This is a genomic window from Idiomarina piscisalsi (assembly GCF_002211765.1).
In the GTDB taxonomy this organism is placed as follows: Bacteria; Pseudomonadota; Gammaproteobacteria; order Enterobacterales; family Alteromonadaceae; genus Idiomarina; species Idiomarina piscisalsi_A.
This window is the reverse complement of the sequence record NZ_CP022133.1, coordinates 130,820-147,699: the sequence shown is the minus strand read 5'-3', so window position 1 is coordinate 147,699 and position 16,880 is coordinate 130,820. Positions and strand designations below refer to the sequence as shown.

The window sequence follows — 16,880 nt, the reverse complement described above, 5'->3', positions numbered from 1 at the left end:
GGGCACTGCGGATGGCTGTTAAGTGCCAAGAGCGGACCGTGGTATCACCTGACCTCGCTGCTTTTTTGAAACCAAACGGCTTTGTTTGATGCAATGACAGACGCTCTTTCAAGAAAAACATCCACAAGGACTGTGAAATTGGGCACCTTAGAGCATTATGTCAGGTAAAGCGCCAAACTACCTTCGGCGCTTCAATTAACTTACTCGAGTACCGTAGTGGGAGTTATTTTGACGCGATAAATATCGCTAGTTTGTTCGATACTCACGCTCCAGTTCATAACTTTAGCGATGCGTTTAACTAAATACTGACCGTGACCCAAGCCCTGATAGTAAGGACGCTCTGAGGACTCCCCCAAACTATTTTCAAAAACAATCGCCCCACCATCACTTTGATGAATCTTGAGACCGCTAGCATCGCCATGGTAAAAACCGTTACTTATCAGGTTCTGACACAACAAGCTGATTAAATGTTGATTACCGTATACTCTAAGTTGGGGTGGAAGATCGACATGACAGTCAAAAACAAGGTCCGGATGCACACGATGAACTCCTAAAATGGCCTCCTCAAGCAGCGGCACAAAAACCAATTCAGTAAAGTTGAGGTTTTCCTTGCGAGCCAGAGCAAGTAACACATTGATTGTTTGTTGGAGTTCACTCGTTGCCTGCTGCAAAAGCTTCATCGTGTCAGGTTGTAGGGCGTCATCACGAGTGAGTGTCAGAGTGTTTTTGATTAACGTAATCGGTGTACGCAATTCATGGCTAACGTCCCGCGTAAAGTCTTTTTCACGTTGCAAAGCGCTCTGCAATTCAGAGTAGGTGTGATAAAAAGCATCCGCTAATTGGCCAATTTCGTCCTCACGAGATAAACGTTTAATCGACGCGTCAGCATTGTCACGTTGCCGAAGAACCTGTTCCGTCAGGTTGCGAATGGGCTGAGCTATTCGGTTCGCGATAACCCAAGTAGCTAGCAAAGCCAATACGATAGCAACCAGCGCCAAACTCGTGTTAAATAAATTTAACACGTCATTAAACCTGGAAAAAGGTAAGGCCTCGGTTGCATCTAACAGTTTCCATACCGGGACACCTTGCGCGTCTTTGGTTGGGTAGCTATAAACCGTCTGCTCTGCGCATTCATAGACAGTTATCTTCGTATCATGGAGTAAAGACGTTGAATTGCACGCTGGCAAGTCTACTTCGGAATACACTGTCGTTGTCATTCCGGGTGGGTCAGTCTCTAACAAGACTGACGCTATAACGGCTTCAGATGTGGTGATCGCGAGATAGCTCAGACGCATGTAGACGAAGCTAATGATGACAACCAAAACGCCAAATGAGATGAATAACTTGGCTCTTATGCTATTAGCCCTCATCTTAATCCAGTCCTTTAAGTTGGTAGCCCACATTACTGATGGTAAACAGAAGCTGTCGCCCGCTCACATGCTCTAACACCTTACGCAAAGAATAGATATGGGACTTCAATGCATTACTTTCAGGTGGGTCTGCGCCCCAAATAGTACTTATCAGGTCGGAGCGACTCACTGGATAAGGATGGGCAACGAGCAACTCGCTCAAAAGCTTTAAGCCGATGCCCGTCAGTGGTATTAATGTCTGCTGCCAGTGTGCGGTCATCGCACGCATATCGACTCGCAACCCGCCTTCGATTAATAAGCTGTCCCGGTGGAGTTCGGGGCGTCGAGAGAGCGCCTCGCAGCGCAGTGCTAGTTCACGTAAATCATATGGTTTCGTCAGGTAATCATCGGCACCATGACCAAAGCCTTTGGCTTTATCTTCAAAGGCATCACGCGCAGTTACCATTAATATGGGCTGATTGCGTTGGGCTTGTTCTTTGATAGCCTGACAGACGGCTAGGCCATCTGTGTCAGGAAGATTCAAATCAAGTAAGATTACGTTAAATTGCGCGTTTAATGCTAGTTTTATTCCTAACTGTCCAGAGGAGGCAAAATCCACGTTCCAACCCAATCCTTCGAGAAAGTCGACGACCTGTCTGGCAATCGCTAAGTTATCCTCGATCAGTAAAATTGAACGCTCTTTGGGCATGGTGTGCTCCTCCTAAAGACTTTCTTATTATGGGCCTTCGGCGGCAAGATTCAAAATAGCATTCGCTATCTCTGCTGGATATTCAATATGAATCGAGTGACCCCATTTGTCGGAACGAATATGCTGGCCAGCCCGAATTAAACTAAATAGCTCGTTATGCATTTGCATCCATAATTCTTTGCCAGCTTTAGTCTCCTCGATAAACATTGGCTCAGGATGGAGCTGCGTCGAAGTATAAAGTGTCACACGCAGATCAGCAGGTAACGGTATCAAATTTTCATCAGTGCTATCGAGTTCTTGCATGAGCAACTTATAGTGCGACAATAGATGCGGTGGCATGTATTTTGCCATCACTTTGTCATCACGTGCGACGCGCTCAGAATCAAGTTTTCGATAACGCACGCGTTGAACCTTAACTGTTGGTTCAATAAGCACCACGCCAAGCACCTGCGAGCTTGCCTCGCGAATAGCTTCGGTCACAATTAAACCTCCGTAGGAGTGACCTACCACAATAACTTGACGCTGTTCACTCTCATGCTGAATCTTTTTTATTAATGAACTAACGTCTTGCTGAATAGTTGTCGGCTGAGTGTTTGCAGAGGCCAGGCTAAGGCGAGTTGGATTGATGACTTTGATATTGGCCGGTAGCTGTTCGATGACTGGGTTCCAAACTTCTCCGTCGATACCGAACCCAGATTCAAAAATAACAGTTACTTCTTCTGCCGCAAACGAGTAAGTCGGGATTAGTAAAAACAAACAATAAATAATTTTATGTAGACGCATGAATTGCTCCTTTATGTAATTTCAAATGAAATTATCAGAGCAAAGGTGAAATAGCGGTGAAAAAAGATCGCTACTATCTGGTAAAGCCGAATATTAGTAGTCGCATTTTCCTGCTGAAAACACAGAGGCTAGAGCTATTATTTAGTATGCGGCAGGTCAGAGCAAACCCAACGTCTGCTCATCGCTCAAAGCGGACGAACCCTAGCGACAGTTCAACCCTTTATTTTAACCATTCAGTCAGAAACACAGTGACACTCAGCTTCAGGGCTTTAATAATGTCTGCATAACCAAAGCAGCGGACACACCGATGCCAGAAATCACTAAAAAAGAACTGTTTATTGCATTACTCGGGTTAAGTTTTATCAGTGCCACGATTACCTTTCTCGACTGGTGGCAACGAGGGCAGGCAGGAACCAATGACGCTCTGTTAGCTGGGGCTGTTGCGATTGTCTTCCTATTTTGGGTACCTATTTCTTCGGCCATATTCGCTATCAAAAGGCTCGCCATCAACAATATTTTCTATGAGTTGCTTCTATGGTTTGGTTGCTTTTATATCGGCTATCGAATCTGGGGTTTTGCTCTAGCAGGCATTTACTCAGCTGTTAACTTTGGTTGGCTTGATGTCTTTTTCATGTCAATTCCCTGGGCTATTGGAACCTATATTCTTTATCGTGCCTATAGAGCCTACAAAGCATTACAAATCGAACGTTTGCTGCGCCAGCATGCTGAGTTGAATCAACTAAAGCATGCCTTGCATCCTCATTTCTTGTTTAACAGCCTTAATACGTTAACGGCTTTCATTACTTCGAATCCGAAAAAGGCAGAGCGGCTGACTCACGATTTAGCCTCCGTACTACGACATATCCTTGATACCAATAATGTCGATACCATAAGCCTCAAACATGAATTAATGATCCTACAAAAGTGGCTGAATATAGAGCGTGCTAGGCTCGGTGATGATTTGAAAATAGATATAGACATTGATGAAGCAACTCTAGACGTGAAAATTCCACCATTTTTGTTGCAACCAATACTGGAAAACTCAATTAAACATGCCACGCGGTTTCCAATTAAATTAACGTTAGTGTGTAAAACTCGTGGAAGTGCTCTACAGGTTACTATCCGCGACAATGGTCCCGGTTTTCCTGACACCGTGCTGGCTACTCAACCTGAAGATTTAAAACATTCGGGACTCGGTTTGAGCACGACAATCCAACGGATTGGGCTTATGCGCCATGCCAATATCCAGCTGTCGAATGTCCCAAAGTCTACGGGAGCAATCGTCAACATCAGCTTGGAGGCTAATCATGCTTAATACCCTTTTTATCGTTGACGATGAATACGCAAGCAGACTCAAGCTGAATCAACTTATTAGTACATTAGCCGGGTGGCGTATTGACGCCGAACTAAAATCGGGAAAGGAGCTTTTTCAGCGCCTTTCGGAGTCACAACCCGATGTCATTTTACTCGACATTAATATGCCAGGACTTGATGGAATCGATGTGCTGTCGCAATTAAACCAGCACCACTGCAATAGCGAAGTTATTTTCACAACGGCACATAGCCGCTATGCAGTTGAGGCCTTCAGCGGTGCAGCTGCTGATTATATTCTCAAGCCGATTAGCCTAGAGCGGCTGCAGCTGGCACTTGAACGAGTCGCTGAGCGGCTGCGACTTAAACGAACCCAGACACTGCCGCAAACATTGATTAGTCAGGTCGGGCACCGTATGAGAAACGTAAAGGTTGAGGATATTGATGCCATTATTATCGACAACGGGACGCAAGTGGCTCATAGCGGTTCACAGACTTACCCTCTAGACACAACCTTAACTGAATTGGAGCAACAACTGCCTCCTCACTTTCTCCGAGTCCATCGTGGCGCAATCATTAATCGGCTCCGATTGAGCGAAGCTGAGCGCTGGCTTAATGGGCGCTTGCTCTTACGATTTATTCACTCCGAGCTGGAAGTATTAACCAGCCGTAATGGCGCACGCCAACTAAAAAGGCACTTAAAGGTGTAGTGCTTAACCCTAAAAAATAAGGAACAACAATGAAAAAATTAATAACACCATTTTTACTGGTGGGGGCTCTTGCGTCCTGCGAAAACGCGACAGCACCTGATTTATACACCAACTACATTAACGATGGCGAAGCGCACCCGTTAGTCATTTTGGTAGGTGGAAGCGACGGTGGTAACTACTTTGCCAATCCAAATATGAAGCCGTTGATGGATAGATATCACGATTATGGATTCTCAGTTGCATCAATGGGTTACTTTGATACGTCGGGAACGCCCGATAGCCCTATTGAGCTGTCTTTAAACGAAATTGACGCGCGTATTAAGGCAATAACTGAAGACCCGAGCATTAAAGGTCGGTGTGTCGCACTTCTCGGTTTCTCTAAAGGTGCAGAATTATCTTTGTTGCTTGGCAGCCATTTTAATACGGTTAATCACATTGTTGCTGCATACCCGAGTCATGTTGTCTGGAATGCCGTGAAAACACCAATGAGCCATTCAAGCTGGAGCATCGACGGACAGCCACTACCTTACATTGAGGCCCCATTATTATCTTTTGATATGCTATCCGGCATTTTTACCGGCGAGTATCGAGCTGCCTTTACTGAGGCTTTATCTGAAGCTTCCTCAAAAGAGTTAAACGATGCTGCAATTCCTGTCGAGAAGATTAGCGGCTCGGTTACGCTGGTCTCAGCAAGGCAAGACCAAATTTGGCCTTCATTCGATATGGCTAATAAAGTTGAACAAAGATTGTCGGATAATAGCTATGAGCCCCCCGTTCTGCATGTCGCTTTGGATGGAGACCATTACAGTTATAACAAGGAAACAATGGATACTGTCTTGACTCACCTACAACGTGTCATGGGCCCTGAATGTAACTAGCTATAAAGCCAGCGTGTTTGCTGGCTTGCACTGGCTAAGAATAAATTGCCAGATAATATTGGTAGTGTCCGCTAAGAACGAGCAGCGGACATTTATTACAAACCGTAGTACAGTCACGAGTCGCCAAAAATCAAATCGTAAAGGACTATAATTTGAAACTCGTCACATTATTCGCAAGTTTACTTTTCAGCACTTTTAGCTTCGCAAGCGACGAGATTTACGATGAATCCAGGGACAGACATATTCCGATAGAAGTTTCGCATCCTATTGAAAAAGAACATTGCAACGAGACCCAGAAGTGCCCAGTGGCATTACTTAGCGCGGGTTACGGCGTATCACATACTAAATACACTTTTTTGTCCGAACAGCTAAGCCAACTTGGTTACATGGTTGTGGCTATTGGACATGAACTAGAGAACGATCCTCCGTTGTCGGTATCGGGTAATTTGTATGAAACTCGCAGTGAAAACTGGAAGAGAGGCGCCGAAACACTGGACTTTATAAAACTCAGACTGGCATCTACTTACCAAAACTATAACTTCAACGACTTGCTACTTATTGGTCATTCAAATGGTGGGGATATTTCCTCCTGGCTTGCGAATGCCGGCAAGGATTACATCGACATAGTGATTACACTTGACCATCGTCGCGTTCCGCTTCCCAAGAGAAGGGGGATTAACGTCCTCTCAATTCGAGGTAGTGATTACCCTGCTGACGAAGGCGTATTGCCTTCAAAGAAAGAGGCAAAAGAATACAGTATGTGCGTTACCGAAATACCAAAATCCCGTCACAACGACATGACTGATTACGGCCCCAAATGGCTTAAAGATGAAATTACTAACGTTATAGATAATTTTCTAAACGGCACGGGCTGTCGAGTTAATTCATGATAAATACTAAAACGATAACTATTGCCGTATACGCGGGTTTAATCTCTGTCGTTATTGGTGCAGCCGCATTTGCGTTGAGTTGGAATTTATACAACGTTCTTGGCGGTCCCGTGCCCGGCTCTAAGGTGCTACTGTTCCCGGGGAGTTTAACGTTGATATATGTTTGGCATCCACTCTTCACCGAAGAAATTAACTTTTGGCCTAAGTTTGCGCTCCAAATGTTCGGACAGTTTTTTGTTGTTACGACCATGACGATGCTGTGCATTGGTCTTGCTAAGAAACTATTTCGCATCACCCAGAAACAGTAAACACGAAGGGGCCCTCATATGCTAAAAATGTCCGCTCAGCACTAACCCGCCACAAACAAATCACACCCTCACCTCACAAACTCTCATACCCACCCCAACCTTCAGGGCATTTCCAGTTTTTAAGCCATGGCAGTACTTCGTTTGCCGGCATCGGTTTCGCAATGCCATACCCTTGACCCAGAACGCAACCTAGCTCAACCAGTGTTTTACCCTGTGGCTCGGTTTCTACACCTTCCGCAATAACTTCAAATCTAAAGGCCTTAGCCAAACCAATAATGCCTTTCACAATGGCCAAATCACCTTCGTCTGTCAGCATGTCACGGACAAAGCTTTGGTCTATTTTGAGCGTCTGCGCCGGTAAGCGCTTCAGGTAATCGAGTGCGGCATAGCCGGTGCCAAAGTCATCCAGAGACACAGGGATACCCATTTTTTTGCATTTCGCCAACACGTCAGCCGCCTTATGAATTTCACCAATGGCGGCGCTTTCTAGCACTTCTATCTCTAAATATTTCGGTGACACATTGGTGTAATGACTGAGGTGCGTACTGACCGAATCTAAGAACTGGTTGTCGAGCAACTGCAATGCATTGATATTCACACTAACGGGCAGCTCAACGCCTTGTGAACGCCATTCACTCACTTGCTTCAGTGCTTCATTGAGCACCCAGTTACCAATCGTAATAGAGAACGGATGTTCTTCTATAAATGGCAAAAAGTCACCCGGTGGTACCAACCCGCGCTCAGGGTCGCGCCAGCGCAGTAGCGCCTCAACGCCTATGACCTCACAGGTTTCCATATTCACTTTGGGTTGGTAAAAAAGCTCCAGCTCATCATGACTAACAGCCAGTTCCATACGCTTAATAAGCTCGGTCAACTTCGCCTGCTCTTGCTCGCGATGCGTATCAAACCACGTTATGCGGTCACGGCCGTTGCGCTTAGACTGATGCAGTGACTGGCTGGAGTGGCGAATGAGGGTATCGGCATCGTTGTTGTCCTGCGGATACGCAGTAACGCCCATACTGACGGTAATATCCATGGTGTAAGAACCAACGGTGATGGTTTCGGAGAGCTCGGACTTTATTCGCTCGAGAACCTCATTCACCTGCAGTTCACTCTCTCCACCTTCAATGACCAATAAAAATTCATCGCCGCTGAGCCTTCCGACCGTATCGCCGTCGCGTATGGTGGCGTTGAGCCGCCGGGCAAGCTGCTCTATGACTTTATCACCCACCGCATGGCCAAACTGAGCGTTGATATTTTTGAAATTATCGACGTCGATAGACGCGACCACGACCATGTCGCCTTTACGACCAGCAATGCTCAATGCGTGTTCCAGGCGGTCTCGTACAAGTAAGATATTAGGAAGCCCGGTCAGAGCGTCGTGGTAGGTTCTGAATTCTAATTCTTCCTTATGGGCAAACGCTCGTTCTGTTACGTCCGAACTAATGCCGACAAAGTTTTGTACTTCGCCGCGCTTATTCTTAATAGCGCTCATGGACGCCAGTTCCGCATAAAACTCGCCATTTTTACGGCGGTTCCACAACTCTCCCTGCCAGAAGCCGTCTTTTATCAGCTGCTGGAACATAGAGCGATAAAACGACTTGCCCTGACGCCCAGACTTCAGGAACCGGGGGTTTTTGCCCAGCACTTCACGTTTTTTATAGCCGGTAATGCGCGTAAAGGCCGGGTTAACATCCAGAATTCGGCCATCGGCATCCGTGATAGTAATGCGGTCTTGTGTGTATTGAAAAACGGAGTCTGCCAACATTATTTGGCGACGCACATAGCGCAGAATGAGCCAGCTTAAAAACAGCGCCGTCAGCAACACCAATGGTGAAATAATGACGTAACGCCAGAGCTCGTTGAGGGACGATTCATAAGAGCTCGTCGCCGTTTCTTTAATGCTCGTGATTAACCGTTGCTCAACGTCCTGAACGGTCGCAATAAGCTGTGTCTGCTGAGCTATCCACACGTCAGCGTCCATGCCCTGAAGTAACTCATTAGGCGTTCGTGTTGCGAGTAGCTTTTGCCGAAACTCCGTTGTTAACGCAGACAACTCACCACTAGGCTCCACCGTGGTTTGACTTTCAAAGCCAATCAGCAAGCTGCGCTGGCGGCCGGCGTTATAAGCCAACTGACGAATGTCTTCGTGGCTCATTTTGCCGTTTAATAGCCCTTTACCGACAATGACGCGTTCTTGTCCGAGTAATTCTCGCAGTCGGTTTAAAATAAAGTACGCATTCACTTCGCGCGAAAGGCTGACTATCGATAAATCACGTGCCAATTCATTCAACTGGCTATTGGTTTGCCGAATAATCGCCGTATAGAACTGAAGTATTTCATCAGGGGTCGCTTGTTCATTATCGACACGCTCACGCATAACCGGTAGCTGACCCAATGCGTCAGTCGCTAGTTTTAAGCCCTGGTGAAGCGCTTTGGTTTCCGACGTGATATCTACTGACCCCAACTTTTGCTTTAGGTTTATCAGCTGCTGGTTCGTTCTCTCACGGCTTTGCACTAACCGCGACCGTAAGCGCTCAGTGCCGGTGTCCGTAATGAGCACACTCAAGCCACGTTCACGTTGTAATGTGCCGACGAGCTGACCGGCCGCTGTGACCAGTGTGATATTATCATTCAGCGCATCCAGCCGGTTAGCCGACTGCCTCAGATCCAGAATATTAGAGCCTGACATCCAGATAACCGCGATAATCGGCAATAATAATGCCGCTGCAAAACGGTAAGAAAGTGGCAGTTTGTCGAATAATTCGAGCGCGCGGTATGAAATACTTGTTCTCCTTTGCTCATCTCGATAAGCGTTATACACCTACTTTTTGTAAGTGTATAACAAAATAAACCTGAATGAGTGATCTAAAATTGTTAATTCCACTATAGTACACAGAAGCTTACCGTTTGGAGTCGTACCTTTATGAAAACATGGATTCGTCTTAGTGCAACAGCCTCTTGTCTATTTCTTTTTACAGTGGCTCACGCACAGCAGCTGTCTGAAATGCAGCAATGTCTACTGGACAAAATGAATACGACCAAAGCGGAAAAAACCACTATTGCCGATATTCGTAGCCAGTGTGAACAACAGCTCCGCAGCGCTGAAGAAGAGGAAGTGGTTGAAGTCGATGCCGTACAAGAGCCGGGTGTGCTCACCAACCGGATGAAAAGTGAAAAGGTCACCCAATTTGACCCTTATGTGCTGACTCCACACCGCCGAAATTACATGCTGCCTGTGCTGACCACAAACAATATTAACCGTATACAGTACGCCGATATTGAAGGTTATGAAGAAAACTTAGAAGAGTACGAAGCCAAATTCCAGCTCAGCTTTAAAGTGCCGCTCAATAAAGAAAGCTTGCTGTTCGAAGACGACCAGTTTTTCTTCGGCTTTACAGTACAATCCTGGTGGCAAGTTTATTCAAATGATATTTCTAAGCCATTCCGCGAAACGAACTACATGCCCGAATTTTTCTACGGAACACCAACCGGCTGGCATCCATTTGGTACTAATACGGCCTTAGTATTTGGGGCAGAACACTTGTCGAATGGCCGCAGCCAACCACTGTCACGCAGTTGGAACCGCTTTTATGCTCAATTTGTCGTTGAAAAGGGGCGTTTCGTTTTCTCGTTCAAGCCATGGATTCGTTTACAAGAAGACGCAAAAACCGACCCGCTTCAGTCCAGTGGCGACGACAACCCCAACATTACCGATTATGTAGGTGACTACGAATTCACCACCGCCTACAGCGACGGTGATTTCGAATACATTTTAAGGCTTAAACACGCCATAGATACTGGTAGAGGCTCCGCCGAGCTTAACTGGACGTTTCCACTCGGCGGTAAGTTTATTGGTTATACGTCAATTTTCACCGGATACGGAGAGAGCCTGATTGACTACAACCACAAACAGACTCGCTTCGGTTTAGGTATTGCGTTAAATAACGTACTTTAACGGTTAAAAGTTGTAGGCGGCCGATAGCCAAAGACGTCGGCCGTCTTCAACATAGCCGTACTCTTCCACACCAATCTCTTTGTCCAATAGATTATAGATACCTGCCGCTAGCTTTAAGTCACGGGTGACATAATAATTCACACCGAAGTCTGCCAGTGTGTAGGACGGCGCAACCAATGCACTCTGTGATGGCCCTGTTGTTGGCTGGCTTTCTTTACCGCGATAATGCACACGTATCCAACTGTTCCAGCGCTTATTCGGTTTCCAGTTTAACGACGTTTGTATTAAGTGCTTAGGCAATTGGTTTAAAGGCTCGCCGGCATATTCACCCGATTTCTGTTCAGAGTCGGTGTACGTATAGTTCCCTTTAACTGACCAATGGCGGCTAAGGCGTGAATTGAATGTCAGCTCAACCCCGCGGGTCACCGCTTCATCAATATTCACACGAGTCGTTGGCATGGAGCCAAACTGATTCGGTCCGGCATCACACACCGTTGCCGGGCAGGCGACGCGAGTGATTTTATCGTCAAATTGGTTGTAAAAAACAGTAGCAGAGGTTGAGGTGTGCCGACTCCAGTCGGTATACAAACCCAACTCATAGTTTGTTGACGTTTCTGCTTCTAAATTTGGGTTGCCGTAAACATCGCCACCTCGGCTGACCTGACCCCAGTCAGGGGTGGTTTCACGCAGGCCTGGTGCTCGGAAGCCCGTTGAAACCCCACCTTTTATGGTTGTTGCCCGGCTTAAGGTATAAACACCATAGACACGGGGGCTCCAATGACCGCCGAAAATGTCATCGTCGTCATAACGAACGCCGGTGGTTAAGTCGAACCCTTTAAACAATGGCCAGGCCGTTTCTGCAAATACCGACCATTGCGAGCCTTCAACTCGCGTACGGTCACTGATTTGATTGCTGGTTAAGTCTTCCAGCTCTTCCTTAAAGTAGGAAACCCCGGTATTGACTGAATTGTCATCAAATAGCGGTAAATTCCAGTGACTTTGAAAGTCGGTATTGGTAATGGTCATTAAGCGCGCTTCGTTTTCATACTCGTCGCGTTTTAAGTAGCTGCGTGCACCCACTAAGCCCCATTGACCATTGTGGGCAATCGATACGGACTGACTATCGTACACAGTGCTTGAAGACTCAGGGCACCCGCGGCGACCGCATTCTTCACCTGGCGCCAGCGGTTCAATCGTCTTGCCTAAAGAAGCGTCTATCGTTTGTTTCGCCGTCCCAACTTCAAACAGAATCTCATGGTCGCGATTTGGCGTATAAGCCAGCTTCATATCGGCATCTTGCGCGGTTTTATCACGAAAGCCATCGACAATGTCATCTTCAAGGCGCCGTGTGTAGCCGGCCGACAACTGAAGCCCCAAAGTATCTTTAATGAGTGAACCTGCCGTATAAAAGTTCGTTTGATAGCTGTTACCGGACTCCGATCGTTCCTGCAATGTGCCGTCAACGCGAATTTCAGAGCGCCATTCGTCCGGTGTTTTTCGCGTAATGATGTTAATCACACCACCTATTGCGTCCGAGCCGTAAAGAGACGACATCGGTCCACGAATAATTTCAATGCGATCGATGGCAGCCAGTGGTGGCGTCCAGGCGCCTTCCACACCCGGACCGTCGCTATTTGGACGGGTTTCTCTGGAACTCTGACGCTGACCGTCCACCAAAATTAAGGTGTAGTCGGCTCCCATCCCCCGCAGACTGATATCCTGACGGTCACCACCGCCGGTGACTACAACCCCTGGCGCATCCGTCATGGCGTCGGTTAAGTCTTTGTAGAAGCGCTGTGACAACTCGTCTTTATCGATAACGGAAATAGAAGCCGGCGCCTTCTTGATATGCTGTGCGACACCAGAGGCCGTCACCACCATCACTTCCATGTCTTTGTGTTTATGACGTCGCTTTTCACGATCGTCGTTTGCACCATCCTGTGCATAAGCGGTACCCAAGGCAGAAAAAATAGCCATTGAAAGTACACCCAGTTTCAAGCCATTCTTAAAAACGTTCACAAATCGCCCCTCTATTAAATGAGAATAATTTTCATTGGCGATCATAAATGTTAAGATGAATTCATCAACGTCGAAATTCTGAAATAGGTTTTAAGCGGGACTAAAACATGAATCCAAAAATGATTCGGTCAATGAAGGCTTTTACCCGAACGGTTGAGCTGAACAGTATGAGTGGAGCAGCAAAGGAACTGCACATGACGGTGTCTGCGGTTAGCCAACAGTTACAGCGCCTGGAAAAAGACAACGGTATTGCGCTGTTTCACAGAAACACGCGGACGCTGACGTTGACCGAAGCCGGAAAAGTGTTTTACCAATCATGCTTAGACATGCTCAATATTGCTTCGCGTAACCAAGAGCAATGGGAAGCGCTGACCAAAACGCCGCAGGGGCAAATTAAAATGATAGCGCCAGTCGGTTTTGGTGGTGGCTTGCTCAGCGAGCCATTAAAAAAGCTGCAACAAGAGTTTAAAAATGTCCATTTTCAACTGCACATGACGGACGAGCCTATTGATTTAATTACCGCCGGCGCCGACTTGGCCATTCGGATTGGCCCTCTTGTCGACTCATCGCTTTATGCTAGGCACTTAGTAGATTGGAACATGATTCCTTGTATAGCTGCTTCGCACCCGGCTGCGCAGAAGCCTATCAGTCGTTTTAACGACCTTCCCGAAGACTGCTTTATTGGGCACATGTCGAACTCATCAGAGCTTGAATTCCCGCAACCGAAAATCATGCTCAACAACATGCAAACTGTGGTGCAACTGACACTAGATGGGGTGGGTTACGCATTACTGCCAGAGCCTGAAGTCAAGCACTACATTGAAAGCGGTCACTTACTTCGACTGCTACCGGAATGGACAGGCAGCCCGTACAGTGTTCACGCAGTATTGCCGGTTAAAGACAATATTCCCGCAAAAACTGAACGGACTGTTGAGGTACTAAGCGAGTTCTTTCATCGCTTGTAAGGACTGCTGAACGTCACTCTCGCCCGACATCAAATCAAACGCTTTGCGTTCCGTTCCTGATTCGTCGAGGCAGCGATGTAACACGTTCGCCACATCCTCGCGAGGCACTGAGCCCGGAGCCAATGATTCTCCAACAACCACCTTGCCGCTGGCAGGATCATCCGTTAATGCGCCGGGACGTACTATCGTCCAATTAAGGTTGCTGCGCATTAACTCTTTGTCAGCGTAATGCTTCGCCGCGTAGTAAGGCAGTAGCTGTTCCGCCCAATTCTCGCGGCTATTCGCTTGCCATGCGCTGACCATAATAAAACGTTTCGCGCCAATTTTTTCAGCCGCTTCAACAGTTTTCACGGCGCCATCTAAATCCACTAAAAGCGTTTTGTCATCACCCGTGTTAGCCCCGGACCCTGCTGTGAATACCACCGCATCTGAGCCGTTAAGAGCAGTCTGCAAGTCGTCAACGGAGCCTTCTAAGTCGGCTAACCTGGCTTCAACACCTTTCTCTTCCCACGATTGTTTTTGTTCCTGCTTCCGTACCACAGCAACAACCTTGTGTTTGTCGTCGTTTTGCAATTGTTCAACAAGATGTTGACCAATTTTTCCATTCGCACCAATAACGGCAACATTCATAATTCACCTCCATGCTTTTTATATCTGATCATACGCACTGAGGTGTCGGATTAGATCGCTACCCTACTGTAAACTCAAGAAAATTAAGAGCTGCAGCCGATATGACAGCAGTGTGTCATATGACAGACTCAAAACTGGCGTCACGATATTTTTCTGGTACTGATAGCTTTATTCATCGAAAGAACGCTGTACTCTTTACACTAAATAAAAGGACAAACTCATGAAACAATCTTTACTGGAAAAACTAAACCTCGCCTATCGTTTTAAGTTTAACGACAATGGACACACAATAACGGCAAATGCATCAAGTCTCACAGGCAAAGAGGAAGTACTTGTTGACGGAGCTTCAGTGTCAAAGAAGCGTAACCTTGGGTTATCAAGCTGCCATAAGTTTCACGTCGGCGGTACTGACTATGAACTTCACTTTAATGTAACAGGCTTTCTCTTTTGCCGCGTGGAATGTCGGCTGATAGTAAATGGTGAAACCGTCAGCACGGAAACGCGCTCTGCCTTCGATAACAAGAAAGCCTTTGTCAGGAACTTAGTTATTTTCTTCTTTATTGGGCTGATATTCGGCTACCTCGCTGCCACCGCCGCATTAACGTTTTTGGGGTAGGCTATGCGTATTGATGCGACTAAAATTGTAGAGCTTCGAAATGACAAAGGTTGGACTCAGCAGCACCTTGCCGATGCGTGCGCCGTGAGCCTTCGCACAATACAACGAGTTGAGAAAGAAGGTATGGCTTCATCAGAAACCGTACTGGCTTTATGCAGCGTTTTAGAGGTTGAGCGTAAGACGATTGAGTCAAGCTTTAGTGCCGAGCAAACACTACTGTCCCAAGACGCTCCCGAGCGGGCACCAAGCTGGATCGATGCATTGCCAATGCTGATTACATTATTACTTGGTATGGCTATCGGCATTGGATTAACGCTATGGCTAACCAACCGATAGAGAACCGTTTGGCTTAACTCACTGCATTGTCTGACCAAACAATGCAGTTTCTCCCCGCATGCTTGGCTTTATAGAGCGCTTGGTCGGCGCGGCGGTAAATACTCGACACGTCGTCATTCGTTTCACTGGCGGTAGCGCCAATGCTGACAGTGGGATTAATGACGTCGCCTGATTCCAGCGTGACAACCGTTGTCTCCACGGCTTCTCGTACGCGCTCAAGTACCGTTGAAGCATTTTCTTTATCGGTGTGAGGTAAAATAATCATAAACTCTTCACCGCCCACCCGAATCACCGTGTCGCTACCCCTTAAGCTGTCATTCATGGCGTTAGCGCCAGCAATGAGCACCCGGTCCCCAATGTCGTGGCCGTAGGTGTCATTAATTGACTTAAAGTGGTCAAAGTCGATAACTGCGACCACGCAACAACTGTCCTTGTAATGGGTTGCCAGCCCTTGCTCAAGCATTTGCATGCCTGCCGAGCGGTTTTTCAATCCAGTGAGCGAGTCCGTGTATGCGATGGCTGCCATATCGTCACGTTGTCGTATCAGATCATGCCGTACGGCCTGCTCCGCTATAACCGTCTCCACAGCGGTGCCCATCATACGCACCATTTCTATTTCCAGTTCGCTGAAAGCTTCCCGGCGAGCGGTTTTACGCGCAAACCCTAACACGCCCCAAACAACATCGTTAATAACCAGCGGCGTACCGATATAAGACTGAAGCCCGTACGTCAGGAAAGATTTATGATCTTTAAAGCGCGCATCTTTGCCGGCTTCATTAGTATGTACTAATTCATTTTCCTTTAGGACAACAGAGCAATAGGTCGTATCCAGAGGAAGTTGAGTACCCGCATCGAACTCTAACTTTGCCGTCTGTATCCACTCAATGGTGTATACGCCGTCAATGATTGAACTTGCGGTGCCAATATCAACGTCCAGATATTCCACACCAAACTTCAAAAGTTCATCAATAGAAGCGGGATCAATACGCCGACCTCGTTTGTGAATAATCTCGTGAATGGTGCGCATCAAATCAACTGACGCGTAGTATTCGGTCACGTCTTCAATAACCACATACAAGCCGATCGGCTTATTTTCGTCATTCAGTTCAGGTAGATACCGTACATCCAAAAAGCACTTGCGGCCGTCTCTGAACTTCACCGTTTCGGAAAACGAGTTAACCTTACCGGTTTTAAAGACTTTATCGTGTCGGGTTTTGACACGCGCGTAAGACTCATCGTCAAGAACGTCGGATACGAACCGACCCAGAATGTCGGCTTTTTTCAGGCTGAAGAACTGGCAATAAGCTTTATTGACGTAACGATAGCGCCGCTTTTCATCGATGAACGCGACCATCGTGGGTAACTTTTCCAGAATTTTATTCGACAGCTGACGCTCTGGCATGACAATCACCTTTGTT

16 protein-coding genes are annotated in these 16,880 nt (G+C 46.9%); 9 read left to right on the top strand and 7 right to left on the bottom strand.

Annotated elements, in window-relative coordinates; all coding sequences use genetic code 11:
• Positions 1 to 200: 200 nt before the first annotated feature.
• From CEW91_RS00665 to CEW91_RS00655, 3 genes are read right to left on the bottom strand one after another with little or no spacing between them, the layout of a single operon-like run.
• Positions 201 to 1,370, bottom strand: a complete 1,170-nt coding sequence (locus CEW91_RS00665; protein WP_198400873.1) for a sensor histidine kinase — start codon at positions 1,368 to 1,370, stop codon at positions 201 to 203.
• A gap of 1 nt (position 1,371) precedes the next feature.
• The gene (locus tag CEW91_RS00660; RefSeq protein WP_088767212.1) at positions 1,372 to 2,058 is read right to left on the bottom strand and encodes a response regulator transcription factor; all 687 of its coding nucleotides are present in this window, start codon (positions 2,056 to 2,058) and stop codon (positions 1,372 to 1,374) included.
• A gap of 27 nt (positions 2,059 to 2,085) precedes the next feature.
• Positions 2,086 to 2,841 carry an alpha/beta fold hydrolase gene (locus CEW91_RS00655; protein WP_088767211.1) on the bottom strand — a complete coding sequence of 252 codons (756 nt, stop codon included), beginning with the start codon at positions 2,839 to 2,841 and terminating at the stop codon, positions 2,086 to 2,088.
• A 307-nt stretch (positions 2,842 to 3,148) separates the two neighbouring features.
• Here CEW91_RS00655 and CEW91_RS00650 point away from each other — a divergent pair, with 307 nt between their 5' ends.
• From CEW91_RS00650 to CEW91_RS00630, 5 genes are all read left to right on the top strand, one after another.
• Positions 3,149 to 4,156, top strand: a complete 1,008-nt coding sequence (locus CEW91_RS00650; RefSeq protein ID WP_088767210.1) for a sensor histidine kinase — start codon at positions 3,149 to 3,151, stop codon at positions 4,154 to 4,156.
• Complete coding sequence (locus CEW91_RS00645; protein ID WP_198400872.1) at positions 4,149 to 4,862, top strand: LytR/AlgR family response regulator transcription factor; 714 nt, start codon at positions 4,149 to 4,151, stop codon at positions 4,860 to 4,862. The genes CEW91_RS00650 and CEW91_RS00645 overlap by 8 nt, the downstream gene beginning before the upstream one ends.
• Before the next feature lie 29 nt (positions 4,863 to 4,891).
• Positions 4,892 to 5,740, top strand: coding sequence for an acyl-CoA thioester hydrolase/BAAT C-terminal domain-containing protein (locus CEW91_RS00640; RefSeq protein WP_088767208.1), 849 nt, complete (start codon positions 4,892 to 4,894; stop codon positions 5,738 to 5,740).
• A gap of 305 nt (positions 5,741 to 6,045) precedes the next feature.
• A complete protein-coding gene (locus CEW91_RS00635) occupies positions 6,046 to 6,630 on the top strand; it encodes an alpha/beta hydrolase (protein WP_232506994.1) in 585 nt (194 codons plus the stop codon).
• Positions 6,627 to 6,938, top strand: coding sequence for a hypothetical protein (locus CEW91_RS00630; protein ID WP_088767206.1), 312 nt, complete (start codon positions 6,627 to 6,629; stop codon positions 6,936 to 6,938). Before CEW91_RS00635 ends, CEW91_RS00630 begins: the two co-directional genes overlap by 4 nt.
• A gap of 73 nt (positions 6,939 to 7,011) precedes the next feature.
• Here CEW91_RS00630 and CEW91_RS00625 read toward each other — a convergent pair whose 3' ends face one another.
• Entirely contained in the window at positions 7,012 to 9,630 is a 2,619-nt protein-coding gene (locus tag CEW91_RS00625) for an EAL domain-containing protein (protein WP_157776061.1), read from the bottom strand.
• A gap of 234 nt (positions 9,631 to 9,864) precedes the next feature.
• On the opposite strand from CEW91_RS00625, the gene CEW91_RS00620 reads away from it, so the two are divergent.
• Positions 9,865 to 10,896, top strand: a complete 1,032-nt coding sequence (locus tag CEW91_RS00620; protein ID WP_088767204.1) for a phospholipase A — start codon at positions 9,865 to 9,867, stop codon at positions 10,894 to 10,896.
• Positions 10,897 to 10,899: 3 nt separating this feature from the next.
• Here CEW91_RS00620 and CEW91_RS00615 read toward each other — a convergent pair whose 3' ends face one another.
• Positions 10,900 to 12,873: a ligand-gated channel protein gene (locus CEW91_RS00615; protein ID WP_198400891.1), complete on the bottom strand. Its 1,974-nt coding sequence runs from the start codon at positions 12,871 to 12,873 to the stop codon at positions 10,900 to 10,902.
• A gap of 149 nt (positions 12,874 to 13,022) precedes the next feature.
• Here CEW91_RS00615 and CEW91_RS00610 point away from each other — a divergent pair, with 149 nt between their 5' ends.
• A complete protein-coding gene (locus tag CEW91_RS00610) occupies positions 13,023 to 13,880 on the top strand; it encodes a LysR family transcriptional regulator (protein ID WP_088767202.1) in 858 nt (285 codons plus the stop codon).
• Here the strand turns inward: CEW91_RS00610 and CEW91_RS00605 are convergent.
• A complete protein-coding gene (locus tag CEW91_RS00605) occupies positions 13,854 to 14,510 on the bottom strand; it encodes an SDR family oxidoreductase (RefSeq protein ID WP_088767201.1) in 657 nt (218 codons plus the stop codon). The genes CEW91_RS00610 and CEW91_RS00605 overlap by 27 nt on opposite strands.
• 220 nt (positions 14,511 to 14,730) lie before the next feature.
• Between CEW91_RS00605 and CEW91_RS00600 the strand changes: the two genes are divergently transcribed.
• Together CEW91_RS00600 and CEW91_RS00595 are read left to right on the top strand one after the other, a co-directional pair.
• Positions 14,731 to 15,126, top strand: a complete 396-nt coding sequence (locus tag CEW91_RS00600; RefSeq protein WP_088767200.1) for a hypothetical protein — start codon at positions 14,731 to 14,733, stop codon at positions 15,124 to 15,126.
• A 3-nt stretch (positions 15,127 to 15,129) separates the two neighbouring features.
• The gene (locus CEW91_RS00595; RefSeq protein WP_088767199.1) at positions 15,130 to 15,462 is read left to right on the top strand and encodes a helix-turn-helix transcriptional regulator; all 333 of its coding nucleotides are present in this window, start codon (positions 15,130 to 15,132) and stop codon (positions 15,460 to 15,462) included.
• Positions 15,463 to 15,475: 13 nt separating this feature from the next.
• Here CEW91_RS00595 and CEW91_RS00590 read toward each other — a convergent pair whose 3' ends face one another.
• Positions 15,476 to 16,864 (bottom strand): sensor domain-containing diguanylate cyclase, encoded by a 1,389-nt coding sequence (locus CEW91_RS00590; RefSeq protein ID WP_088767198.1) that lies wholly within the window; start codon positions 16,862 to 16,864, stop codon positions 15,476 to 15,478.
• Positions 16,865 to 16,880: the final 16 nt, after the last annotated feature.